The sequence below is a fragment of the Vibrio sinensis genome, assembly GCF_003605645.1.
Taxonomy (GTDB): Bacteria; Pseudomonadota; Gammaproteobacteria; order Enterobacterales; family Vibrionaceae; genus Vibrio; species Vibrio sinensis.
Window position 1 is genome coordinate 1 of the sequence record NZ_QVMU01000184.1, and the last position, 407, is coordinate 407.

Annotated in this window: 1 protein-coding gene; it reads right to left on the reverse strand. The window is 47.7% G+C overall.

The window, feature by feature from the left end:
• A partial coding sequence (locus tag DZ860_RS24130) for an ISAs1 family transposase (protein WP_120035741.1) occupies positions 1-407 on the reverse strand: 407 nt, incomplete at both ends.

Consider the following 407-nt stretch of genomic DNA (forward strand, 5'->3'; position numbering starts at 1 on the left):
GCTTGGAACTGTTCTTTTACTTCAGTATTGAGGCTAGGTTGGTTGTCTTTCACTGCAAGCAGGTAATCACCCGACTTTTTGAGGATGGTGTCGGCGATTTTTACCTGTGTACCCATCGCATCAATACTGACTAAACACCCTTTTAATTCAAGAAGTTGGAGTAGCTCAGGTATTGCCGTGATCTCGTTAGATTTGTCAGCGACTTTTTGCTGGCCAACACACATCCCCAGCTCAGTTGACCAGACATTGACCATATGAACAGCGTTGGCACCTCGCCCTTTAGCGGTAGCACGAAGAGCTTTACCATCAACCGCTAGTTGGCCAACCAGCTTATCATCGCCCATGATGTCGCCGATCCACGCTTGAAAAATGGATTTCAGACTGGCGGGAGGCAGAGTGGCAAAAAT